Consider the following 22754-nt stretch of genomic DNA (forward strand, 5'->3'; position numbering starts at 1 on the left):
CGCGCCCGCGTCACCTCGGTCCTGGGAGGCGCGGATGAACCTGCTGGTCAATGGCGATGCGGAGGCGGGGCCCGGCGGCACCGCCGAACCGGTGACGACGGTGAGCGGCTGGCGGATCACCCAGGGGGCGCCGGCCCTGGTCGGCTACGCCGTCGGCGGCGGCTACCCCACGCCCGCCGACCCCGGCCCGGCCGCGCGCGGCAGCCGGTTCTTCTCGGGCGGCGACTCGCCCCGTACGGCGCTGACCCAGGACGTGCGGCTGCCCGCCACGGGGCGCACCGGGCGGCGCGCGGTGGACCGGGGCGCCGTGCGCTTCTCCGTCACCGCCTGGCTCGGCGGCTACGCCACCCAGGAGGACGGGGCGCGCCTGTCCGTCGAGTTCCGCGACACCCACGGCACGCCGCTGGCCCTGGCCGTGCTCGGCCCCGTGTCGGCCGCCGAACGCGGTGGCCGTACGGGCCTGGTGGAGCGCGCGAGCACCGGCACCGTGCCGCCCGGCGCGCGCACCGCCCGCGCCCTGCTGGTCTTCACCCGCGCCGGCGGCGGCACCTCCAACGACGGTTACGCCGACGCCCTGTCCCTGACCCTCACCCACCGCCACGGAGGCCGGGCGTGAACCTCAACCGCCGTGACCTGCTCAAGGCGGCGGCCGCCGCCGGTGCCCTCAACGTGGTCTGGCCGCTGAGCGCGGGCCTGTCCCCCGCGCAGGCCCGCGAGGCCGCCGAGGCGCTGGGCGCCGACTACGACCCGGCCCCCTTCACCCTCGGCGTCGCCTCCGGCGACCCGATGCCCGACAGCGTCGTGCTGTGGACCCGGCTGGCGCCCGAGCCGCTGGCCGCCGAACAGAGACTGCCCGAGATCGTCGAGGTCGAGTGGGTGGTGGCCACCGACGCCCGACTGCGCCGGGTGGTGGCGCGCGGTTCGGTCGCCGCGTCGGCCACCCTGGCCCACAGCGTGCACGTGCCCGTGCGCGGCCTGCGCCCCGGGCGGCACTACTGGTACGGCTTCCGCGCGCTGGGCCGGCGCAGCCGGGTGGGCCGCACCAGGACCGCGCCGGTCGGCCGCGTCTCCTCGGTACGCTTCGCCGCCGCCAACTGCCAGGCGTTCCACGACGGGTTCTACGCCGCCCACCGGGCCATCGCCCGGGAGAACGTCGACTTCGTCATGCACCTGGGTGACTACATCTACGAACACGGCCCGGTCGGCGGCGACCACGTGCGCGACCACAACGCGCCCGAGGTCCTGACCCTGGCCGACTACCGGGTGCGGCACGCGCTCTACAAGGGCGACGCGTCGCTGCGCGCGGCGCACGCCGCCCACCCGTGGTTCCTGACCTGGGACGACCACGAGGTGGCCAACGACTACAGCGGTACCGGGGGCGGGGCGCCGTTCATGGCGCGGCGGGCCGCCGCGTACCAGGCGTGGTATGAGCACATGCCGCACCGCGACGCGGGAGGCTCGGCGCTGCCCGATCCGGAGATCCACCGGGTGCGGCGCTGGGGCGACCTCCTGGAGCTGACCATCCTGGACCTGCGCTCCTACCGCTCCGCGCAGAACCTGACGGACGGCACGATCCTGGGCGAGGCGCAGAAGCGGTGGCTCACGCGCGGCGTGGACCGGGCGGGCGAGGGCTGGCACTGCTGGGCCAACTCGATCATGCTCAGCCAGCTCCGTGGCCGGCCCGGCGGCGGGTACATGTTCACCGACCAGTGGGACGGCTTCCTCGCCGAGCGCCAGGAGGTGCTGACCCACGTCCAGCGGTCGGGCCTGGAGGACCTGGTGGTGATCACCGGCGACTGGCACTCGGCGTTCGTGGACGACGTACGACCCGACTACGACGACCCGTCCTCGCCCGTCATCGGCACCGAGTTCACGGCGCACTCGATCACCTCCGGCGCCTACAGCGCGGACTGGAACAAGGCCAACGGACCGCTCATGGGCGCCGCCAACCCGCACCTCCAGTACTTCGAGGGCAACCGCTACGGCTACGACGTGTACGAGGTCACGCCCGAGCGGTGGAGCACCCACATGCGCGTCATCGGCGACCGCCGCGACCCGGCGTCCCCGGTATCCACGCTCACCACCTTCCACGTGGACCGGGGCAGGGCGGGCGCGTACGAGGACCGGCGTACCCAGGGCTCGCCGGCGCAGTACCGGCGCGCCACCGGCCGCTGACGAGCGGGCACCACGCGGGGCGGGTCGTGGCGCCGCCCGTCGCGCGCCGCGTGGTGCCGCCGCGCACGAGGGCGGGTACCCGGGGACTCAGCCCGCGAGGCCGGGCCATCCGCCGGGGGGTGGCGGGTCGTGGTGGATGGGGGTGTGGGCGCCAGTCAGCGGGGTGCCGGTGCCGCCCCGGCGGTGGGCCACGATCTCGGCCGCGATGGACAGCGCCGTCTCCTCGGGCGTGCGGGCGCCGAGGTCGAGCCCGATGGGCGAGCGCAGGCGGGCCAGCTCACGCTCGGTCAGGCCCGCCTCGCGAAGCCGGCGCAGACGGTCCAGGTGGGTACGGCGCGAGCCCATGGCCCCGACGTAGCCGACCGGCAGCCGCAACGCCCGCTCCAGCAGCGGCACGTCGAACTTGGCGTCGTGCGTGAGCACGCACAGCACGGTGCGGCCGTCGAGGCCGCCGCCCGCGCCGCCGGCCACGGTCTCCTCCGCCGGGCCGGGCGCGCCCCGGGCGACCTGCTCGTCCAGGTAGTGGTGCGGCCAGCGGGCCACCACCTCGTCGGCCTGCGGGAAGCGGCGGGCGGTGGCGAAGACGGGGCGGGCGTCGCAGACGCTGACGTGGTAGCCGAGCAGTTTGCCGACCCGGACCAGGGCGCTGGCGAAGTCCACGGCACCGAAGATGATCATGCGGGGGGCCGGGACACTGGACTCGACCAGTACGGTGACGGGTTCGCCGCAGCGGGCGCCGGCCGCGCCGATGGTGTGGGTGGCGGTGCGCCCCGCGTCGAGGAGGGCGACGGCCTCGGCCACGGCGGTGCGGTCGAGGGCGGGGTGGCCGCCGAGCGAGCCGGTGTACCCGCCGTCGGGGCGCGCCAGCAGGGCGCGGCCGATCAGCGCGGGCGGGCCCGCGACGACCCGCACCAGCGCCGCCGCCCGGCCCCGTGCCGCCGCACTCAGGGCCGCCGCCAGCGTCGCGGACGTCGGGTCGGCCGCGCGTTCGCCCCGCCCTGCGGGGGCGGGGTCCTTTGGGGCACCCGGCACCGCGCGGGCGGCGGGTGGCTGCCCGGCGGCGGCCGGCGGCGCCGAGTCAAGAGCGCCGGCCCGGACCGGGGTGACCAGGACGTCGATGGCGCCGCCGCAGCTCAGGCCCACCGCGAACGCGTCCTGCTCGCTGTAGCCGAAGCGCTCGACGGCGCCGCGCCCGCTGTCCAGGGCCCGCTGGCACAACTCGTACACCGCGCCCTCCACGCAGCCGCCGGAGACCGAGCCGATCGCCTCGCCGTCGGCGGCCACGGCCAGCGCGGCCCCCGGCTCGCGGGGCGCGCTGCCGCTCACGGACACCACCGTGGCCACGGCGAAGTCCCGCCCCCGCGCGTACCAGCGGGCGAGTTCGTCGGCGATGTCCAGCATGGGCTGTCCTCCTCGGCGTGACGTACGGGCCCGGTGTGACGTACGGGCTCGGCGCGCGGCTGGGCGGCACCGGGCCGGTCCGCGACGGGGCGGGGGACGCGGCGGACCCCGCCGGGGTGGCCGGGGGCCGCGGGCGGGGCGGGATGCGCGCCACCGGCCCGTGCGGTGTCGCGGCACCCCACGGGGTCGGGTACCCGTACGCGCCCGGGGCTCGCGCGCCCACTCGGGGCCGCCCCGTGGGGGCCGCGCCCCGCGCGCCGTCGGGGCGCCCCGTGGGTTCGGGTCGCGTGTCCTCGGGGCGCCTCCCGGGTCGGGCCAGTTCGCGTACCGGACGTGAACAGCCGCCTGCATGTGGACCTGTCCATCCAGGCTACGGTCCCCCCGGCCCGCGGACTCCGCACGACGAGGAAGCCGCGACCCCGGCGTGACCACCGGCTCCGGGCCGCCCTACCCGGTGAGGGGTTCCGCTCCGAGGCGAGTCGCGGTCCTGGTGTGGCGGGTCCGGGCGAGAGCGTCGTCCAGGGCCAGGCGTGAAGGAGTGTCCGGCTGGGACTGGCGGAAGAAGCCGCCGCCGGGGTGGCGGTGCGGGTCAGGTGTCGGTGAGGTGTTCCGGGCGGATCGGGACCCGGCGCAGGGGGCGGCCGGTGGCCGCGCGGACGGCCGCGACGACGGCCGGCGTGGCCGAGAGGGTGGACGCCTCGCCGACGCCGCGCAGCCCGTACGGGGCGTTCGGGTCGGCCAGTTCGAGCAGGTCGACGGGGAGGCTCGGGGTGTCGGCGAGGGTGGGGATCAGGTAGTCGGTGAAGGACGGGTTGCGCACCTTCCCGTTCGCGACCAGGACCTCCTCCATCACCGCGAGCCCGAGTCCCTGCACGGTGCCGCCGTGGATCTGGCCGGTGACCGACAGCGGGTTCAGCGCCTTGCCGACATCCTGTGCGCAGGCCAGCTCCACGACCTTGACCAGGCCGAGTTCGGTGTCCACCTCGACCACGGCGCGGTGGGCGGCGAACGCGTACTGCACGTGCCCGAAGCCCTGGCCGGTGTGCGGGTCCAGCCGCTGGGTCGGGCGGTGTCGCCACCGCCGCTCCACGTCGATGACCTCGTCCCCGACGACGTCCGCCAGGTCGGCCAGCACCTCACCGTCGGCGGTGACGACCTCGCCGTCCACCAGCAGCGGCTCGCCCGAGGCCCAGCCCGGGTGCCGGTCGGCGAACCGGGCCCGCCCCAGCTCCAGCACCCGTTGCCGCACGGCCTGGCAGGCGTGCCGGACAGCGCCGCCGGTGACGTAGGTCTGCCGGGAGGCGGAGGTGGAGCCGGCGGAGCCGACGCGGGTGTCGGCGGGGTGGATGGTCACCTGGGCCACGCCCAGTTCGGTACGGGCGATCTGCGCGTGCACCGTGACGCCGCCCTGCCCGACCTCGGCCATCGCGGTGTGGACTGCCGCGACCGGCCGACCGGCCACCACCTGGAGCCGCACCCGGGCGGTGGAGTAGTCGTCGAAGCCCTCGGAGAAGCCGACGTTCTTGATGCCGACGGCGTAGCCGACACCGCGTACCACCCCCTCGCCGTGCGTGGAGTTGGCCGGCCCGCCCGGCAGCGCCCGTACGTCGAGCGCCGCGCCCTCCTCGTCGCCGGCGACCCACGGTCGCTCGGGCGGCATCGGCCGCTCCCGCACCCGGCGCAGCAGTTCGGCCACCGGCGCCGGGGAGTCCACCACCTGGCCGGTGGGCAGCGCGGTGCCCTGGGCCATGGCGTTGCGGCGGCGCAACTCCACCGGGTGCAGGCCGAGTGCGGCGGCCAGGCGGTCCATCTGGGTCTCGTAGGCGAAGCACGCCTGGACCGCGCCGAAGCCGCGCATCGCGCCGCAGGGCGGGTTGTTCGTGTAGAGCGCGAGCGCCTCGATCTCGACGTTGTCGATGGCGTACGGGCCCGCGCCGAGCGAGGCCGCGTTGCCGACGACAGAGGGAGAGGCCGACATGTAGGCCCCGCCGTCCAGGACGATGCGGCAGGTCAGGTACTGGATCGTGCCGTCGCGGGTGGCCCCGTGCTCGTACCGCAGACGGGCCGGGTGGCGGTGCACGTGGCCGAAGAAGGACTCGAACCGGCTGTAGACGATCTTGACGGGTCTGCCGGTACGCAGCGCCAGCAGGCAGGCGTGGGCCTGCGTCGACAGGTCCTCACGCCCACCGAAGGCGCCGCCGACACCGGAGAGCGTCATCCGCACCCGGTCCTCGGGCAGGCCCAGGACGGGCGCGAGTTGTCGCAGGTCGGAGTGGAGCCACTGGGTGGCCAGGTACAGGTCCACACCACCGTCGTCGGCGGGCACGGCCAGGCCCGACTCGGGGCCCAGGAACGCCTGGTCCTGCATGCCGATCTCGTAGTCGCCGCTGACCACCACGTCCGCGCGGGCCCGCGCGGCGGCCACGTCGCCCCGGGTGATCGGCTGTCGGCGGACGATGTTGGGGTGCGGGACGTGCGCCGCGTGCCGGTCGGCGCGCCCCGGGTGCAGCACCGGCGCGTCCGGGGCCAGCGCGCCGGCCTCGTCGGTGACCGGGGTCAGCTCCCGGTAGTCGACCGCGATCCGGGCGGCGGCCCGGCGCGCGGTCTCCGGGTGGTCGGCGGCGACCAGGGCCACCGGCTCGCCGTGGAAGCGCACCACGTCCCGGGCCAGTACCGGCTGGTCGGCGTACTCCAGGCCGTAGTGGGTGGCGGCGGGCAGGTCCGCGTGGGTGAGGACGGCGTGGACGCCGGGCACGCCCAGGGCCCGGCTCACGTCGACGGAGCGGATCTCGGCGTACGCGTACGGGCTGCGCAGCGTGTGGCCCCACAGCATGTCCTCGTGCCACAGGTCGGAGGCGTACGCGAAGTCGCCGGTGACCTTGAGCGTGCCGTCCGGGCGCGGCGTGGACTCGCCGACGGCGCCGCTGGTGTGGCTGGCCTGGGTCAGGCTGGCCGGAACGCGGGTGACGGCCATGGTCAGGCTCCTTCGCTCGCGCGGGCGGCGGCCAGCCGCACGGCGTCCAGGATCGACGCGTAGCCGGTGCAGCGGCACAGGTTGCCGGCCAGCGCCTCGCGGATGTCCGCGTCGGACGGCTGGCTCGTGCGTTCCAGCAGCTCGTCGGCCGCGACCAGCAGGCCCGGGGTGCAAAAGCCGCACTGCACGGCCCCGGCGTCCAGGAACGCCCGCTGGACGGGGGCGAGCTCGCCGCTGACGGGATCGGCCGGGCGGGCCCGCCAGCGGCGGGCCTCGGCGAGGTCGGTGCCGGGGGGTGGGGCGGGCGGGGCCGGAGAGGCGGTGGCCGGGGCGGGCCCGTCCGGGGCGGGCGGGGCCGGGGGCTCGGGGGCGGCGGGCTCTCGGGCGGTGGTCGCCGCGCGGCGCGCGGCGTGGGCGGCCAGGCCCTCCACGGTGAGCACCTCGCGCCCGTGCGCCTGCCCCGCGGCCACCAGGCAGGCGCAGACCGGGACGCCGTCCAGGCGCACCGTGCACGAGCCGCACTCGCCCTGCTCGCAGGCGCTCTTGGAGCCGGGCAGGCCGAGCCGCTCGCGCAGCACGTACAGCAGGCTCTCGCCCTCCCACACGTCGTCCGCCGTCTGCGGGCGCCCGTTGACGACCATCCTCACACGCATCGCGACCCTCCCTCGTCGGCGCTCCGGGCGGTGGCCCGGTAGCTCTCCCAGGCCCAGCCGAGGGTGCGCCGGGCCAGCACCGCCACGGCGTGCCGGCGGTAGGCGGCGCTGCCGCGTACGTCGTCGATCGGGGAGCACGCGCCGGCGGCCAGCGCGGCGAACTCACGGGCGACCTCCGCCGGGAGCGGCTCGGCGCTGGCCCACAGGTCGGCCTCGCGCAGGGCGGTGGTCAGGAACTCCTCGGCCGCCCGCGCGCGCACCGGCGTCGGCGCGGCCGAGCCGACGCCGGTACCGACGCGGCGCGCGGCCGGGTGCAGGGCGAGCCCGACGGCGCAGACCGCGATGACCATCGCGTTGCGGGTGCCGACCTTGGCGAACTGCTGCGGGCCGCTGGCCCGGGCGATCCGTACCGCCCTGATCAGCTCGTCCGGCGCCAGCGCGGTGCGCTTGACGCCGGTGAAGAAGGCGTCGACGGGGATCAGCCGGGTGCCCCGTACCGACTGCGCCTCGACCTCGGCGCCGGCGGCCAGCAGAACGGGGTGGCAGTCGCCGGCCGGAGACGCCGCGCCGAGGTTTCCGCCCACGCTGCCCCGGTTGCGGATCTGCGGGGAGCCGACGGTGCGGGCGGCGAGCGCCAGGCCGGGCAGTTCGTCCCGCAGGTGCGTCATGATCCGCGCGTACGGGACGGCCGCTCCCAGCCGGACCCGCTCCGCGTCCACCTCCCAGGTGTACAGGTCGGCGACGCGGGTGAGATCCAGGAGGTGGGCGGGACGGCGCTGGTCGAAGTTGATCTCGACCATGACGTCCGTACCACCCGCGATGGGCACCGCCAGGGGGTGCTCCGCCTTCGCGGCGAGCGCCTCCTCCCAGCTGGTGGGGCGCAGGAAGTCCATGGGTGAGCCCTTCTCGGATAGCGGGGCGGTGGGCGGACCCGCGCGGAGACCGTCGGGCGGGGGGCCGTGTCCCGTGCGCGCGGCCGGACCTCAGGAGACCGAGACGCGACACGCCCGGTGCGGGCACCGAACACCTGAAGCGGTTCGCTGGCCAGCGACCCTGTCTTGTAGATTCGAACGAACGACGTGGAGTGCGTGCCCCGGCGTCCACTCCACGTGACCCGCGCCACGAGTACCCCGTACGGGCCGGCCGGCACGGCCGCGCCCCGCGACGGGCCCTCGCGTGCGCCGTGCCCCTGTCCCGGGGCGGCCCCGCCCCCGCCCCCGGGCGCCCCGACCGGGCCCGGCCCCCGCCCGGACCGCCCCACCCAAGAGATCGGCTGAGAGACGATGCGGCTGCGCGCACTGCTGGAAACCGACGCCCTCGGGCTGCGCCTGCTCAGCGGCGAGGAGGAGCTGGAGCGCACCGTGCGCGGCGTGATGACCACCGACCTGCGCGACCCCAGCCGCTACCTCTCGGGCGGCGAACTGGTCCTCACCGGCCTCGCCTGGCACCGCGAGCCGGCCGACTCGGAGCGCTTCGTGCGCATCCTGACGGCCGCCGGGGTGGCCGGGCTCGCGGCCGGCGAGGCCGAGCTCGGCTCCGTACCCGAGGATCTCGTGATCGCGTGCGCCCGCCACCGCCTGCCGCTGTTCTCCGTCGTCGAGGACGTCTCGTTCGCCTCGATCACCGAACACGTGGTGCGCCAGGTCTCCGGCGAACGGGCCGGGGACCTGGCCGCCGTCGTGGACCGGCACCGCAGGCTGATGACCGCCGGCCCGGCGGGGGGCGGCCCCGAGGTGGTGCTCGACCTGCTGGGCAGCGATCTGGACCTGCGCGCCTGGGTGCTGTCCGCGGCGGGCCGCCAGATCGCCGGTTCGGCCCTGGCCGGCCAGGGCCCCGCGCTGCCCGCCGCGCTGCGGGCCCAGCTCGCGGGCGAACACCTGGCGGCCGTGCGCGCCGGGCGCCGCCCCCCGTACCGGCTCGCCACCGGCGCGGGCACCTACGCGACCCTCCCCGTACGCGGCGCGGGGCGCGGGCCGGCGCGTGAGCCGTACGAGGCGCGCGAGACGGTGCTCTCGGAGTGGCTGCTGGTGCTGGAGGCCGACGCCGGTGACTGGCCCGCGGAGCGGCTCGACCTGCTCCAGGGCGTCACCCAGTTGATCGCCGTCGAACGCGACCGCCGCGACGCCGCCCGCACCGTGCGCCGCCGCCTGGCCCAGGAGGTGCTGGAACTGGTCCAGGCCGGTGCCCCGCCGGCCGAGATCGCCGCCCGGCTACGGGTCGCCGCCCCCGTACTCCTGCCGGGCCTGGGCACCGCGCCGCACTGGCAGGTGGTGGTGGCCCGGGTCGAGTGGGCCGGCACGGAGGTGGCCGGCGGGCCGGTGGCCCAGGCGGTGCTGGAGGAGATCCTGGTGGACCCGGCGGCGCCCGGGCCCGAGCTGTCGGACCGGATCGCCGTCGCCCACACCGGCGACGAGGCACTCGCCCTGGTGCCCCTGCCCTCGCTGGCCGGGGGCGAGGGCGCCGAGCCGCCGGGCGTACGGGCCGACGCGCTGCTCGCGGCGGTCCGCGAACCCCTCGCGCGCGGCCTGGCCGACGACGGCCGGCTCACCATCGGGGTCAGCGCCGCCGTCCTGTCGGCCGAGGGGCTGCGCGGCGCGGTCGAGGAGGCTCGGCACGCGCGCCGGGTGGCCGCCGCCCGCCCGGGCAGCGTCTGCGCGGCCGGACACCAGGAGCTGGCCTCCCACGTGCTGCTGCTCCCGTTCGTGCCCGACGACGTACGGCGCGCGTTCACCGCCCGCCTGCTCGACCCGCTCCGCGAGTACGACCGCCGCCACCGCGCCGAGCTCGTCCCCACCCTGGAAGCGTTCCTGGCCGCCGACGGCTCCTGGACCCGCTGCGCCTCCCGCCTCCACCTCCACGTCAACACGTTGCGCTACCGCGTGGGCCGCATCGAACAACTCACCGGCCGCGACCTGTCCCGCCTGGAGGACAAGCTGGACTTCTTCCTGGCCTTCCGCCTGGGCTGACCGCGGGCCCACGGGCCCGCTGGGCGCGGGGCCCGCCGGGTCACACCCGCACCGGGCCGGCCCCTCGCACGGGAGCGCCCCGCACGGGGCGGGGGCGCCCGCTCCGTCGGGCGAGCACGGGCCCGTACACGGGAGGTGGTGTCAGCCCCGGCGCCGGCGGGACGAGCACGGGCCCGCACGCGGGAGGCGGCGACACCCTTCGCACCGGCGGGGCCCACGCGGGCCGAGACGCCGAGAGGGGCGACGCCCGCCCCATCGGAGGCCGCCACGGACGTCCGTGCCCGGGCCGCGCGCGTCGAGGGGTGAGCCGGGCCGTACGACCCGCCCCGCCTGGGCCTCGCCCCCACCCGGCGCGGCCGGCGGCTCGTCACCCGACCGGCGTACCCCGCACGGCCGGGACCCGCACCGGCCCGGGGTGTGGCCCACCCGGCGCGGCCCGGGCCGGGTCACCGGCCCCCGGCTCGGCCGGCCCGCCCCGTCTCCCCACCCGGCGGCGCCGGGCCCCGTCCGCTCGGGTGGGAGGCGACCCAGGGTGGGTGCGGGTCGGGACGGGCCCCGCGTCGGGTGCGGGTCAGCGGGTGAGGAGGAGCGCGTCGCCTACCGCCCGCTCGCCCGTGGCGTCCGACGGCATGGTGATGAGCTTGCCGTTGACCGCCATGCCGGAGGAGCCGCCGCCGTCCAGGTTCATCGCCTGCCGGGCGCCGAGGGAGCGCATGAACTCGGCCAGCTCGTTCAGGCCGAGGCCGTCGCTGTAGCCGGGCTGGCGGCCCGCCGTGGTCACCATGATCAGGCGGCCACGGGCGTCCACGCCGACCGCCGTGCGCGGGTTGCGCTTGAGGCCCCAGGTGTACGCGAACGAGGGCTCGCCCGCACGGTCGATACCGTCCGCCGCGTAGTCGACGGCCACCCTGCCGTCCCGCACCAGGCGCGGCCCACCGCTGACGATGTCGTCACGCGAGCCCAGGCGCACCTGTCGGCCGCGCTCGTCGAGGATCTTCTCCTCCACGCTCAGCCGCCGCCCGACCGTCGCGTGCGCGCGCAGCCACGCCTCGCCCTCGCCGATGCCGGCCAGCACGCTGCCGCCGGTGGGCACCTCGCCACCGCGCGGGCGCAGTTCCACGACCCGGCCGGAGCGGTCGATGACGGCTTCCACGCCCTCGCCCGCCGGGGTCGCCGTGCCGAGCTTGTCGGTAAAGCGCACGATCTCGTCCGGGTCGGTGCACGTCACGTCGTGCAGGGGCCGCTCCGTGGGAAGGTCGCCACCGGTGCCGCCGCAGTTGCGGATCTTGCCCGGGACGCGGTTGACGCCGTCGACGACCGCGCTCTCACCGCCCGCGTGGACCCGCAGTCGGGTGCTCAGGTGGCGGAACTCGGGGCGCAGTCCGTCGCCCCGCAGCACCATCGCCACCCGGCCGTTCGTGGCCGCGCTCTGCAACTGGCCCTCGTACGCGGCGATGCCCGCCGCCGCGCCCGGCACCCCGTCCCGGCTCTCCATGACGAAGAACCCGGCGTTGACCGCGAGCAGCGCGCGGGCGTCGGCCGCCATGTCGCTGACGTTCTCGCGCCCGGCCACGTGGGTGCCGTAACTGCCGCTGAGCTCGCCGCCGAACCGGGCCGGGTCGATGACGGCGACCTTCACCCGTGCCAGGCCGGTGCCCGGGGCGCCGTCGCCGCCGGTCCACTCGCTGACCGCGTCGAAGCCCGCGGCGGCCAGCGTCTTGCGCTGCGCGTCGGCCTGGTTCTGCCCGCCGAAGACGCCCACCCGGGTCCGTACGCCGAGCGGGCCCGAGCGGTCGGCGCCACGCGGCCACGCCACCTGCTCGGCGCGCGGCGCGAAGCCGGCCGCGCGAAGCCGCTCGGCGAGCGCGTCGGCCGCCGCCCGTGGCAGCAGGTGCGCGCCGCCCTCGCCGCGTACGGTGACCGACCAGTGGTCGGCGCCCGGCCGGCCGGAGATGACGCCCTGGTAGAGGTCGACGCCGGGGGCCAGTCGGTCCCGGTCCCAGCCGGCCACCGGCCGGGGCACGCCGCCCCCGGGCCCGTGGGCGGTCTGGGTGGCGGGGGCCTGGGAGGTGGCCCGGTGGGAGGCGGCGGCCCCCTCGGCGGTGGCGCCGGGCACCACGAGTGCCGCGACGAGCACCGCCGCCAGCGCGGCGGGCCGCGGCGATCGGGAACGGCTGGACACCTTGAACACGTCGAACTCCTCCGTCACGTACCGCCGCTCCGCCCGCTCGAAGGCGGCCGGCCGACCCGGGCCGAACCGGCCTGATGTCACGCACTGTCAGCAGTGCTCAGCGGCGCTGTCCTGGCGAGCCGCGCCCGCGGCCCAGCCGGCACCCTCGCAGCGCACCGGGACGCACGGGGGTCACGGTGACGACGAGGAGGTGAACAAGCGGCACGGCGCGCCACCTCCACCCACGCCACGACCCGCGCCCACCAGCGCCGAGGCCGGCCACGGGGCCACCTCTGGCGCCGAGGACGACCCGCCGGGCACCGGCGTCGGTGGCCGCGCCCGCGCCGGACCGCGCGGGCGGGGCGACGGCGGTGAGGCCGCCTCGGACTCCCGCCGAAGCGGACATCCGGCGACCACGGTGCGTGTGCGCCGCGATGCGTGGCCGCCCGCCGCCCGCACCACCTACCCGGTCTCCCAGCGCGCCTGCGCCGGGGCGAGGATGACCACGTCGTCGGCGACATCGGCCGGCTCCCCGACCCGGCGCAGCGGGATATCCCCGGTGGCCTGGGCGACCAGCGCGTCCGACACCCAGCCCCTGCGCACGGGGCCCGGCGCGACGGCGTCCACGCGTACGCCGTGTGGCCCCAGTTCGACGGCCCTGGCGCGGGTGACCGCCTCCGGCGCCGCTGGCCAGGTGCCGTACGCCGCCGGGCCGGGAGAGGCGCGCGCCGCGTCCGTGCTGGGGCGGACGACGGCGGCGCCCGCCCCGTCGCGACCGTCCGCCTCGGCCCGCGCCCGGTGCCGCCGGGCCAACGCGCCGGTCAGCGGCACCGGTGCGCGGAGGTGGGTCGCGGAGGTGCGGTACGGAGCGGGTGGTCGAGGGGGTGGGTCTGGTCCCGACTCTCGCGGGGCGCGGGGTCGTCGACGAGCACCGGCACCGACCCCAGCCGGACCCCAGTCGGGCCTCGACCGCGTCGGGGAGCTCGGTCACGGCGCCGGGTCCCGGCAGGCCCCGGCCGTACGTCATGGCGTCGGGCGCGCCCGGGCCCAGGAGTTCGCCCCGCGTCCGCTCGGCCGCCTCGGCGGTGCCGATCTGGTGATGAGGCGTGACGCCCTCGGGAAGCGGCCCGTCGCCGGCGCGGTAGCGCACCGCGACCAGGGCACCCCGCGCGGCGAACGCCGCGGCCACGGCGGCGCCGGTGCCCCGGCGGACGCCGGTGACGAATACGGTCCCGCCGGCCAACCCGGTGGCGATCACCCGGGCGGCGTGCCACGGGCGCGCCGCGCCCGGCCCCCTCCGAACGCGGCGTTCGCACGGCCGGCCATTATCACCGCGCGTCTGCCTTTACCTGGCCAGCGGAGGTCCAAGATTGTGAATTGATTCACACCTACCTCTTGGCCGGGCCCTGTTCTCCGTGTTGAGATGCGCGCACGACTTCCGGCTCGATGGCGCGCTTGGGGAGGGCAATGTGGCGGACACCGCCATGTCACGTTCTGGATCGTCGGATTCCGAAGTAGGGCCAGGGAGCGGGCTACCCGCCGGACTCCTGGACGACCCGTTGCACACGGCGGTGTGGCGGCTGCGTTCGCGCGCCTGCTGGCACGACGCCGCGGAGCTGCTGAGCCCGCACGCCACGACCGACCCGGCCGCGGCCCGACTGCGCAGCTCCGTACTGACCGAACAGTGCATGTTCACCGCGGGCAGTTGGGAGGCGGCCGAGGACGCGTTGCGCGCGGCGGAGGCCATCGCCCACACCGACGACGAGCGCGGGGCCGCGGCGTGCGAGCGCGGCCACCTGGCGTACGCGGCCACGCTCTTCGGCAACCGCGACCGGGCGGACGAGGCGCGCGCGGCGCTCGGTCGGGCGGCGGCGCTCCTGGGCCCCGACTCGCGGTCCCGGCCGCTGCTCGACTTCCGGCGCGGCCTGCTCGCGCAGCACCTGTCGAAGAACGCGTCCAGCGCCCAGGCCGCCTTCCAGCGCGCCCACGCCGCGGCCCTGTCGCAGGGCGACACGCTGCTGTCCTCGTTCACCTGGCGGCACCTGGCCGCGATGGCCGAGGAGCGGGGCGAGCGAGCCGAGGCCCGCCACGGATTCGCCGAATCGCTGCGGCTACGCGAGGAGTTGGGCTACCTGATCGGCATCGCCCCGGCCCTGGTCGCGCTGGCCAGTGTCGAGTCCGAGCCGGAGGCGGCCCGGTTACGCGCGGAGGCGGGCCGCCTGGTACGGCTGCTCGGCGGCGTGCCCGCCTGGCTGGCGCGCCGGCTGCGGGCGATGGAAGCCGCCCCCGAGGACAGCGCGGCGGCCGACTGACCCCGCCCCGCCGAGCCATCCGGCCCCCTGGCGGCCACCCGGGGACGCCGGATCCGGCGAGCATCGGGCCCCGGCGGACCGGCGGCACTCAGGGCGCCGGCCGACCGGGGGTACCGGACACCACGCGACGGCCACCCAGGGGCGCGACGGCCGGTCACGGCCCCCTGTTCGCCGCCCCCGGATACGTGGTCACCCCCAGCGCAGGAGGCCGAGCGGGCCGGGCCAGGCCGGGCCGGGGGCGCCCGCCACACCGGTCGGTGGCCGCCGCCGCGTCCGCGCCGCCGCGAGCACCGCGTACGCCGTCCGCCTGTCGGGCGTTCGCCGTCCGCCCGTCACGCGCCCGCGCGCGGGCGGGGCGGAGCGGACCGGAGTGCTGCCGGGGTGCCAGCGGCGGGGGCGCCGCTGGCCCGGCCGGGGCGTACAGCCGGGGGGCGAGACGGTCACCCCGCGCGGGCGTGGGACGAGGCCGCGCGCGAACGCGCGTCTCACGCGAAGTGCGCGCGGACCACCGACTCCGCCGTCGCCGCGTCACCCGAGGCGAGCGCGCTGAGCAGCGCGGCGTGCTCGGCGGCGTCGGCGACCAGGTCCCGCTGACCGTGGTCGGCCGTGGGCGACCACTGGGAGCGTCGGTGCAACTCCTCGGCCACCACGACGAGTTGACTGTTGCCACTCAAACCGAGCACCGCTCCGTGGAAGGCCCGGTCCGCGTCCGCGTAGCCGGCCACGTCACCGTTGGCCGCGGCCAACGTCGCGCTGTCGGCGAGCGGGCGCAGCGCCGCCCAGTGCCGGGCCGGCACCGTACGCGTCAGTCGCAGTATCGCCGGCACCTCCAGCAGAGCCCGCACCTCGGCGAGTTCGGCGGCATCGCGCGCGGAGGGCTGGGCGATCCGAAAGCCCCGGTTGGGCACCACGTGCACGGCACCCTCGCTGGCCAGTCGCTGCATGGCCTCACGCACCGGGGTCGCCGAGACGCCGAACCGCTCGGCGAGCGAGGGCGCGGAGTAGAGCCGACCGGGCGTCAGCTCCCCCGCGAGCAGCGCGGTCCGCAGCGCGTCCAGCACCTGGTCACGCACCGAGAACCGGCGGAGCACGCCCGGCGGCACCGGCCCGGCGCGCCCTTCGGGCCGCTCGCTCGCCTCCGTCCGCGCGGCGCGCTGCTGCACTCGGGCCCCCTGCCGCGTAGCTGTCCGCCTTGGCCCGGAGTTTCCAGGCTTCATGCACCATAGGCGGATAGCGCGACAATTCCCACACCGCCCGATTCGCGTAAGGCAAGCCTTACCTGACGCGGTCCGCGACGCGACGACCCACGCGCGACCGCACCCCTCCCCCGCGCCCCCGACCCCGGGCGCCGCGCGCCGCGTACGACCGGCCACCGCCCGACCCGTGCCATCGGTCACCGACCGGGGGCGCCGCGCGCCGGGACCCGACCCGCGATCGACGATCACCCCACCCCACGCCGCGCCCCGGGGAGAGCCGCGCGCGACGGAGACCCGCGCGACCTGCCCGCGCACCACCTGCCGCGAGGCGTGCCCGCCACCCGCCGACCCGCTGATCGCCAAAGGCCACGCGCCGCACGAACCCGGCACCCGCCACCCCACCCGAGGCCCTCTCCGAGGCCCCCTCCGGCTCCCGCGCACGGGACTGACACCCCGTCGGCCTGACGTGCCGTTAAGATCACCGCGTACGTTGACGTCGACGACTCATCGGACCACCTGCCCACATCGTGGGCGTCGGGGTCCCGACGCGCCCTCTCCGGTCGGCGCGCGCCCCTGGGTACGCCCACACTCCGGGCCGTCCGAGATTCGTCGCCGCTCGACGTGCCGCAACTGGTCAATCACACCAAACACTTGCGGTAGATTCACCCCATCGGGTTTCGCGACTCGAACGCGACGCGGCGTCATCGTGCCCGCGTTCGGCCCGCATCGCGCCTGTCCGGATACCTCGGATCTCCGTTGGCGTCCTCTTGCCCGGAAACGCCCTAGGACAAGGTCCGGTTCCGTCAAGATGACCCGCGATAGGTCGCACTGCGGCTTAAACGTCACGGAAGCGAGGCAAGGGGCACCGGATGAAAATGACCGATATATCGCTTGATTGGGCGCTTCCGGTCGCCGTAGCCGTCGTCGGGGTCGCGGTAGCGGTGATGTTGCGGACGCGTGGCCAGAAGGCCGCCGGCAAGGACGCGGCGGGCGTGGACTCCTGGGAGCGCAGCGAGGAGCGCCGGCGACGCAAGGAAGCCATCTACGGCAGCGCCTCGTATCTGCTGCTGTTCTGCTGTGCGGCCGTCGCCGCGGCGCTCTCCTTCCACGGTCTGGTGGGCTTCGGCCGGCAGAACCTGAACCTGGATGGCGGCTGGGAGTACCTGGTGCCGTTCGGGCTCGACGGCGCGGCCATGTTCTGCTCGGTGCTGGCGGTGCGCGAGGCGAGCCACGGTGACGCCGCGCTCGGTTCGCGCCTGCTGGTGTGGACGTTCGCCGGGGCCGCGGCCTGGTTCAACTGGGTGCACGCGCCGCGGGGCATGGGGCACGCCGGCGCGCCGCACTTCTTCGCGGGCATGTCGCTCTCGGCGGCCGTCCTCTTCGACCGCGCGCTGAAGCAGACCCGTCGGGCCGCCCTGCGCGAGCAGGGTCTGGTGCCGCGCCCGCTGCCGCAGATCCGGATCGTGCGCTGGCTGCGGGCTCCCCGGGAGACGTTCGCCGCCTGGTCGCTCATGCTGCTGGAGGGCGTCCGCACGCTGGACGAGGCCGTGGAGGAGGTCCGCGAAGACCGGCGGCAGAAGGACCAGGAGCGCCAGCGCCGGCGCGACCAGGACAAGCTGGACCGGGCTCGCATCCGCGCCTACAACCGTCAGCACCGGATGTGGGGTCGGCGCGGTGGGCGTCAGGTGGACGCCGGGGGCGGGCTGCCGGCACCGGCCGGGCAGTTGAGTTCGGAGAGTGCCATACCCGAGGCGGCCGGGCACGAGAGGCCCGGAAGCCTCCCCGTGCTCTCCCGTCCGGCGCTCCAGCCGGTCACCACCGAGAAGGAGGGTAGCGCGGCGGCCTCTGGCCGCCCGCGTACCGTTGACCTGACCGCCGAGGACGACACGCTCACCATCCCGCGCCTCGACTCCCTGGAGGAGAAGCTCGCGGAGATCGAGCGTCAGTTCGGCTGAGTCAGGACACGCCGCACACACGTGGCCCGTACGGGATCTCCCGTACGGGCCACGTCGCGTACGGGACCGGGGCGGCGCCGGCCATCCCCGCCCCGGGGGCAGCCGGGGCCTGGTGCGGACCGCCGCTCGGGCAGGGGGTCGCGCCACCCCGTGCACCGCGCCCGACCTCGTCGGACCTACGCTGGCGGCGCCCGCTTCCCGGAGGGTCAGTCAGGGGCGTGCGCCGCGAGTTCGAACCAGACGACCTTGCCCACGGCGTGCTCGCGCACGCCCCACGTGTCGGCCATCGCCTCCACGAGCAGCAGCCCGCGCCCCGAGGTGCCCGCGTGCGGTGCCTCCCGGCGTGGTCGGGGCAGCCGGTCGGCGAAGTCCCGGACCTCGACCCGCAGCCGGTCGCCGACCTGGCCGTGCGCGCCGCGCGGCAGCCGGACCCGAACGACGGCGCCGCTGTCGGTGTGCACCAGGGCGTTGGTGGTCAGTTCGCTGGTCAACAGCTCCGCGACATGGGCCTGGTCCGGGCTGCCGCCCCACTGTCGCAACAGTTCGCGCAGCGCCCGGCGGACGTCGGAGACCCCCGTGAGCTCGGCTCGGCGCAACTGCCGCGTCATCTGTGGTTCGGTGTCCTCGGGCCCCGCCCCGCCGGCGTCGTACGCCGCGACCCTTCCCTGTGCTCCGGCGATCCCTCCGGCCTCCCCCACGACGTTCCTGGTCTGCCTCGTGCTCCATGCGGCCTCCCCCGACGCGTCCCGTCCGAGGGTCGCCGTGTCGGCTTCCCACCGGAGGTCCGTATCGCTTGACCGCGCAGGCTGACGCTTCATGCCTCCCCGCCCCGAACCTTGCCTGTCGTTCCCCGTCCGTCCGACGAACCGTGTGATTCGAACGCGCGCTCTCACCATGCATGCCCACTCGACCGACCCACATTCCCCGCCACGGCTCAAGGGCGGGGCAGGTTGCGCAGGTTCGAGCGGGCCATCTGCACCATCTTGCCCACGCCACCATCCAGAACGATCTTGCTCGCGGAGAGCGCGAAGCCCGTCACCATCTCCGCCCGGATCTTGGGCGGGATCGACAACGCGTGCGGGTCGGTCACGACGTCCACCAGAGCCGGGCCCCGGTGCGCGAAGGCGTCCCGCAGCGCGCCGCGAAGCTGTTTGGGCTTCTCCACGCGTACCCCGTAGGCGCCGGCCGCGCGGGCGATTTCGGCGAAGTCCGGGTTGTGGTTGCTCGTGCCATATGCCGGCAGGCCCGCGACCAGCATCTCCAGCTCGACCATGCCGAGCGAGGAGTTGTTGAAGAGGACGACCTTCACCGGGAGGTCGTACTGCACCAGGGTGAGGAAGTCGCCCATCAGCATGGAGAACCCGCCGTCGCCCGACATCGAGACGACCTGCCGCTTCCGGTCCAGGAACTGCGCGCCGACCGCCTGCGGCAGGGCGTTGGCCATCGAGCCGTGCGTAAAGGAACCGATCACCCGGCGGCGGCCGTTGGGCGTCAGGTACCGGGCCGCCCAGACGTTGCACATTCCGGTGTCCACCGTGAAGACCGCATCGTCACTGGCCTCCTCGTCCAGCACGGAGGCGACGTACTCCGGATGGATGGGTACGTGCTTGTCCACGCGGCGGGTGTACGCCTTGACGACCCCTTCCAGCGCGTCCGCGTGTTTACGCAGCATCCGGTCGAGGAACTTGCGGTTCGTCCTGGCCCGCACCCGGGGCGTCAGACAGCGCAGCGTCTCGCGTACGTCGCCCCAGACCGCCAGTTCCAGCGTGGAGCGCCGTCCCAGGTGCTCGGGCCGCACGTCGACCTGCACGATCTTCACGTCGTCCGGCAGGAAGGCGTTGTACGGGAAGTCGGTGCCCAGCAGGATCAGCAGATCGCACTCGTGGGTGGCCTCGTACGCCGCCCCGTAGCCGAGCAGGCCGCTCATGCCGACGTCGTAGGGATTCTCGTACTGGATCCACTCCTTGCCGCGCAGCGCGTGGCCCACCGGGGCCTTGACCCGGTCCGCGAACGCCATCACCTCCTCGTGCGCGCCGGCCGTTCCGCTGCCGCAGAACAGCGTCACCCGCTTCGCGTCGTCCACGAGCCGGGCCAGCGCGTCGATCTCGGCGTCGCCGGGGCGTACGGAGGGGCGCGAGGTGACCAGCGCGTGCTGGACCGCCCGCTCGGGGGCCTGCTCGGCGGCCACGTCGCCGGGCAGCGAGACCACGCTGACCCCACCCCGGCCGATGGCGTGCTGGACGGCGGTCTGGAGCACCCGGGGCATCTGCCGGGAGTTGGAGATCAGCTCGCTGTAGTGGCTGCACTCGCGGAAGAGCTGGTCGGGGTGGGTCTCCTGGAAGTAGCCGGTGCCGATCTCGCTGCTGGGGATCTGCGCGGCCAGCGCGAGCACCGGGGCCATGGAGCGGTGCGCGTCGTACAGGCCGTTGATCAGGTGGACGTTGCCGGGCCCACAGGAGCCGGCGCAGGCCGCGAGGGTGCCGGTGAGCTGGGCCTCGGCGCCGGCGGCGAACGCGGCGGTCTCCTCGTGCCGCACCTGCACCCAGTCGATTCCCGACGTGCGACGAATCGCGTCGATGACCGGGTTGAGACTGTCACCCACCACCCCGTACAGCCGCCGCACCCCGGCCCGTACCAGGATGTCCACGAACTGCTCCGCCACGGTCTGCTTCGCCATCGCGCGCTCGCCCCTTCCGCTGGGTCTCGCAGGTTCCGGGCGCCGGAGAACGGGCGCCCGTGGTCCGGGCCGGGTGCCCCGGTTGTTCCCATCAACCCACGAACAGCGCGGTTACGCCTCCCAGACGACCACCGCCGTACGGTCATCCGCGTACCCCTTGACCCGCAGCCGTACGTCGGCCAGGAACGCCGCGAGCCCCGGCGGCTCCGCGTGCGACCACCGCTGGCGCAGCGCGTCGGCGAACGCCGGCACCGTGGCGAACGGCTCCGCGAGACCCGGGCCGCACAGCAGCAGCGCGTCCCCCGGCCGGGCGACGGTGGCCTGGAAGCGGAACGGTTCGACGGGCGCGGCGTCGGCGTCCGCCGCCCCGGCCTCCCACGCGCCGGGAGCGTCGGAGGCGGGTGGGACCGCCGCCGTGTCCCGACCCGGCTCGCGCGGTGGGGGCGGTTCGGCCACGCCGGTCGTGGCCGCCGGGTCCGGCGCGGGCTCGCTGGCGGCCAACCCCGTGGTCAGTCGCGGGTCGACGGGGGGCCGCGCTTCGGCGGGCGGGCCGTCCGCGCGGGCGGGCCGGGGCGGGAGGGTGCCAAGAACGGTGGTGTGGTCCGCGCCGGGGTCCTGGGCGTGGCCGGCCGGCGGCTCCGGCCCGGTGACGGCGGGCTCCAGGTCCTGCCAGGCACCCTCGCGCAGCCGGTGCAGTCCGCCGTCGCCGACGCCGAAGAACACCCGGGTGCGGCAGCCGGGCGCCACCGGCAGCAGCAGGCAGCGCAGCGACGCCGTGTACGCGGCCGGGTCCAGGGCCAGCTCCCCGGCGCGGGCCCGCAGCCGCACGTAGGCCCGGTCGGTGAGACGTTGGAGGCCGGACTTGAGCGCGGCGCGGCGCTCGCTGTGGATGTCGTCCGCGAGTCGGAGGTGGCTTCGCCCGATCGCCGCGCCGATCGAGGCGCACAGCTCGCGGGCCGCCCGGTGCGCCAGCGGCGCGGCACGCGCCCCGCTGGCGACGGCCACCAGGAGCAGCGCGTCGTCACCGCTGCCGAAGCGCGCGGTCAGCAGTGCGTCGCGGCGAGGCTCGCCCCGGTACCTCGCCGAGTCCCCGCGCGAGGAGGCGGCACGCAGCGTCAGCGAGCCGTAGCTGGCGCCGTCCAGGGTGGTGTCGGGCACCAGGTCGTCCAGGTCCGCCGCGTCGGCCGGCGGGAGCGCGGTCGGCTCGGCCGCGTACGTGGGCGGGCGGGTCCCGATGAACTCCCCCTCGCGACGCGGCTGGCCGGGCTGGACGGGTCGCGCCTCCCCCCGGTCGGCGGGCCGTGCCGGGGCCCCGGCCCCGAGGCCGGGTGGTGCGGCGCCGAGGTCGCGCGCGGGGGCGACGGGGCCGGACGGTTGCGGGACGGTCGGCGTCGGGCCGACGTCGGGGCTGGTCCAGGAGTCGGCGGGGCGGGGAGCTGTGGCCGGTACGTCGCGGCTCGGGCCACCCGGGGCACTGGCGGTGGCGCCGAGATCGGGGCCGCCCCCGGCGTTGGTGCTGGTGCTGGCGTCGGCGGCGTGGCTGGTGGGGGCGCGGTGGGTGTGTCGGGTGCCGGGGCGGTGGGTGTGGGCGGTGGTGCGGTGGGGGGCGGTGTGTGGGTGGGGGGCGTCGTGGCGGGGGGTGTGGGTGGTGCCCGGAGGCGCGGGGCGGTTGACGCCGCTCAGGGCGTTGGGCGGCGTCGTCGGGCTGGGCATCGCGAACCCGGCGGGCGTCCCGAAGCCGGGGAGGCCGGGGGCCCCGCCCTCGGTGCCCGGTGGCGGCGGAGCCTCCCACGGCGCGCGAGCGACCGGCCGCGCGGGGCCGGGGCCGGCGGGCGGACCCGCCGTCGGCTCCGTCCGGTGCCCCGTGGCCGGGCTCGGACCGCCCCCGAACGACAGGTCCCAGGGCCAGCCGACCACCGGGGCGACCGTCTGCGGCCCCCCACGTGGCCGGCCCGACGCCCCACCCCCGGGCCCGACCGGGCCCGCCCCGCTCGCGGGTACGCCGTCCGTCGGGGTGGGGGTGCTCGCGGGGGTGGGGGTGCTCGCCGGGGAGGCGGTGTTCGCCGGGGAGGCGGCGGCCGCGGGGCTCCCGAGGGGCGTCGGGCCCGGGGTCACGGGCGGAGCCGCGCTCGGGCTCGGCCCGCCCGCGTGGCCGGGCCTTCGGGGGAGGTCGCGGGCTGCCCCCGGGGCGGGTTCGTGAGGCGGGCCCGGGGCGTCGGCTTCGGCCACGCCGTGGGTGGAGTCCCGGGCCGAAGGTGGAGCGGGGTCCTGGGGC

15 protein-coding genes are annotated in these 22754 nt (G+C 76.4%); 5 read left to right on the forward strand and 10 right to left on the reverse strand.

What is annotated here, in order from left to right:
- Positions 1-34: 34 nt before the first annotated feature.
- On the forward strand, positions 35-616 hold the full coding sequence (locus tag ACFVFR_RS17045; protein WP_383702227.1) for a phosphoesterase: 582 nt from the start codon (positions 35-37) through the stop codon (positions 614-616).
- Positions 613-2175 (forward strand): alkaline phosphatase D family protein, encoded by a 1563-nt coding sequence (locus tag ACFVFR_RS17050; protein ID WP_383702229.1) that lies wholly within the window; start codon positions 613-615, stop codon positions 2173-2175. Before ACFVFR_RS17045 ends, ACFVFR_RS17050 begins: the two co-directional genes overlap by 4 nt.
- Positions 2176-2262: 87 nt before the next feature.
- Here the strand turns inward: ACFVFR_RS17050 and ACFVFR_RS17055 are convergent, their stop codons facing one another.
- The 4 genes from ACFVFR_RS17055 to ACFVFR_RS17070 form a co-directional block, all read right to left on the reverse strand.
- The gene (locus ACFVFR_RS17055) at positions 2263-3576 is read right to left on the reverse strand and encodes an XdhC family protein (RefSeq protein ID WP_383702231.1); all 1314 of its coding nucleotides are present in this window, start codon (positions 3574-3576) and stop codon (positions 2263-2265) included.
- A 589-nt stretch (positions 3577-4165) separates the two neighbouring features.
- Complete coding sequence (gene pucD / locus ACFVFR_RS17060) at positions 4166-6550, reverse strand: xanthine dehydrogenase subunit D (protein ID WP_383702233.1); 2385 nt, start codon at positions 6548-6550, stop codon at positions 4166-4168.
- Between the two features lie 2 nt (positions 6551-6552).
- On the reverse strand, positions 6553-7203 hold the full coding sequence (locus ACFVFR_RS17065; RefSeq protein ID WP_383702235.1) for a (2Fe-2S)-binding protein: 651 nt from the start codon (positions 7201-7203) through the stop codon (positions 6553-6555).
- Positions 7194-8096: an FAD binding domain-containing protein gene (locus ACFVFR_RS17070; protein WP_383702237.1), complete on the reverse strand. Its 903-nt coding sequence runs from the start codon at positions 8094-8096 to the stop codon at positions 7194-7196. The genes ACFVFR_RS17065 and ACFVFR_RS17070 overlap by 10 nt, the downstream gene beginning before the upstream one ends.
- A gap of 390 nt (positions 8097-8486) precedes the next feature.
- On the opposite strand from ACFVFR_RS17070, the gene ACFVFR_RS17075 reads away from it, so the two are divergent.
- The gene (locus ACFVFR_RS17075) at positions 8487-10169 is read left to right on the forward strand and encodes a PucR family transcriptional regulator (protein ID WP_383702239.1); all 1683 of its coding nucleotides are present in this window, start codon (positions 8487-8489) and stop codon (positions 10167-10169) included.
- A gap of 571 nt (positions 10170-10740) precedes the next feature.
- On the opposite strand, the gene ACFVFR_RS17080 is transcribed toward ACFVFR_RS17075, so the two are convergent.
- Positions 10741-12378 (reverse strand): phosphodiester glycosidase family protein, encoded by a 1638-nt coding sequence (locus tag ACFVFR_RS17080; RefSeq protein WP_383702241.1) that lies wholly within the window; start codon positions 12376-12378, stop codon positions 10741-10743.
- Positions 12379-12801: 423 nt separating this feature from the next.
- Complete coding sequence (locus ACFVFR_RS17085) at positions 12802-13170, reverse strand: SDR family oxidoreductase (RefSeq protein WP_383702243.1); 369 nt, start codon at positions 13168-13170, stop codon at positions 12802-12804.
- A 653-nt stretch (positions 13171-13823) separates the two neighbouring features.
- Here ACFVFR_RS17085 and ACFVFR_RS17090 point away from each other — a divergent pair.
- The gene (locus ACFVFR_RS17090; protein WP_383702245.1) at positions 13824-14651 is read left to right on the forward strand and encodes a hypothetical protein; all 828 of its coding nucleotides are present in this window, start codon (positions 13824-13826) and stop codon (positions 14649-14651) included.
- Positions 14652-15136: 485 nt separating this feature from the next.
- Here the strand turns inward: ACFVFR_RS17090 and ACFVFR_RS17095 are convergent, their stop codons facing one another.
- The gene (locus ACFVFR_RS17095; RefSeq protein WP_383702247.1) at positions 15137-15814 is read right to left on the reverse strand and encodes a GntR family transcriptional regulator; all 678 of its coding nucleotides are present in this window, start codon (positions 15812-15814) and stop codon (positions 15137-15139) included.
- A gap of 902 nt (positions 15815-16716) precedes the next feature.
- On the opposite strand from ACFVFR_RS17095, the gene ACFVFR_RS17100 reads away from it, so the two are divergent.
- Positions 16717-17802: a DUF2637 domain-containing protein gene (locus ACFVFR_RS17100; RefSeq protein WP_383702248.1), complete on the forward strand. Its 1086-nt coding sequence runs from the start codon at positions 16717-16719 to the stop codon at positions 17800-17802.
- A gap of 206 nt (positions 17803-18008) precedes the next feature.
- Here the strand turns inward: ACFVFR_RS17100 and ACFVFR_RS17105 are convergent, their stop codons facing one another.
- The 3 genes from ACFVFR_RS17105 to ACFVFR_RS17115 all read right to left on the reverse strand — a co-directional run bounded on the left by ACFVFR_RS17105 (position 18009) and on the right by ACFVFR_RS17115 (position 22192).
- Positions 18009-18410 (reverse strand): ATP-binding protein, encoded by a 402-nt coding sequence (locus ACFVFR_RS17105; protein WP_383702406.1) that lies wholly within the window; start codon positions 18408-18410, stop codon positions 18009-18011.
- Positions 18411-18736: 326 nt separating this feature from the next.
- Positions 18737-20479 (reverse strand): pyruvate dehydrogenase, encoded by a 1743-nt coding sequence (locus tag ACFVFR_RS17110; RefSeq protein ID WP_383702250.1) that lies wholly within the window; start codon positions 20477-20479, stop codon positions 18737-18739.
- Positions 20480-20590: 111 nt separating this feature from the next.
- On the reverse strand, positions 20591-22192 hold the full coding sequence (locus ACFVFR_RS17115) for a protein phosphatase 2C domain-containing protein (RefSeq protein ID WP_383702252.1): 1602 nt from the start codon (positions 22190-22192) through the stop codon (positions 20591-20593).
- Positions 22193-22754 lie beyond the last annotated feature (562 nt).

It is taken from the genome of Streptomyces sp. NPDC057702, assembly GCF_042799315.1.
Classification (GTDB): domain Bacteria; phylum Actinomycetota; class Actinomycetes; order Streptomycetales; family Streptomycetaceae; genus Streptomyces.

Bases quoted from the DNA above. Each gene is read 5' to 3' on its own strand.
- ACFVFR_RS17045 (WP_383702227.1), top strand. From the start codon at position 35: ATGAACCTGCTGGTCAATGGCGATGCGGAGGCGGGGCCCGGCGGCACC.
- ACFVFR_RS17055 (WP_383702231.1), bottom strand. From the start codon at position 3,576: ATGCTGGACATCGCCGACGAACTCGCCCGCTGGTACGCGCGGGGGCGG.
- pucD (WP_383702233.1), bottom strand. From the start codon at position 6,550: ATGGCCGTCACCCGCGTTCCGGCCAGCCTGACCCAGGCCAGCCACACC.
- ACFVFR_RS17065 (WP_383702235.1), bottom strand. From the start codon at position 7,203: ATGCGTGTGAGGATGGTCGTCAACGGGCGCCCGCAGACGGCGGACGAC.
- ACFVFR_RS17070 (WP_383702237.1), bottom strand. From the start codon at position 8,096: ATGGACTTCCTGCGCCCCACCAGCTGGGAGGAGGCGCTCGCCGCGAAG.
- ACFVFR_RS17075 (WP_383702239.1), top strand. From the start codon at position 8,487: ATGCGGCTGCGCGCACTGCTGGAAACCGACGCCCTCGGGCTGCGCCTG.
- ACFVFR_RS17090 (WP_383702245.1), top strand. From the start codon at position 13,824: ATGTCACGTTCTGGATCGTCGGATTCCGAAGTAGGGCCAGGGAGCGGG.
- ACFVFR_RS17100 (WP_383702248.1), top strand. From the start codon at position 16,717: ATGAAAATGACCGATATATCGCTTGATTGGGCGCTTCCGGTCGCCGTA.
- ACFVFR_RS17105 (WP_383702406.1), bottom strand. From the start codon at position 18,410: ATGACGCGGCAGTTGCGCCGAGCCGAGCTCACGGGGGTCTCCGACGTC.
- ACFVFR_RS17110 (WP_383702250.1), bottom strand. From the start codon at position 20,479: ATGGCGAAGCAGACCGTGGCGGAGCAGTTCGTGGACATCCTGGTACGG.
- ACFVFR_RS17115 (WP_383702252.1), bottom strand. From the start codon at position 22,192: ATGCCCAGCCCGACGACGCCGCCCAACGCCCTGAGCGGCGTCAACCGC.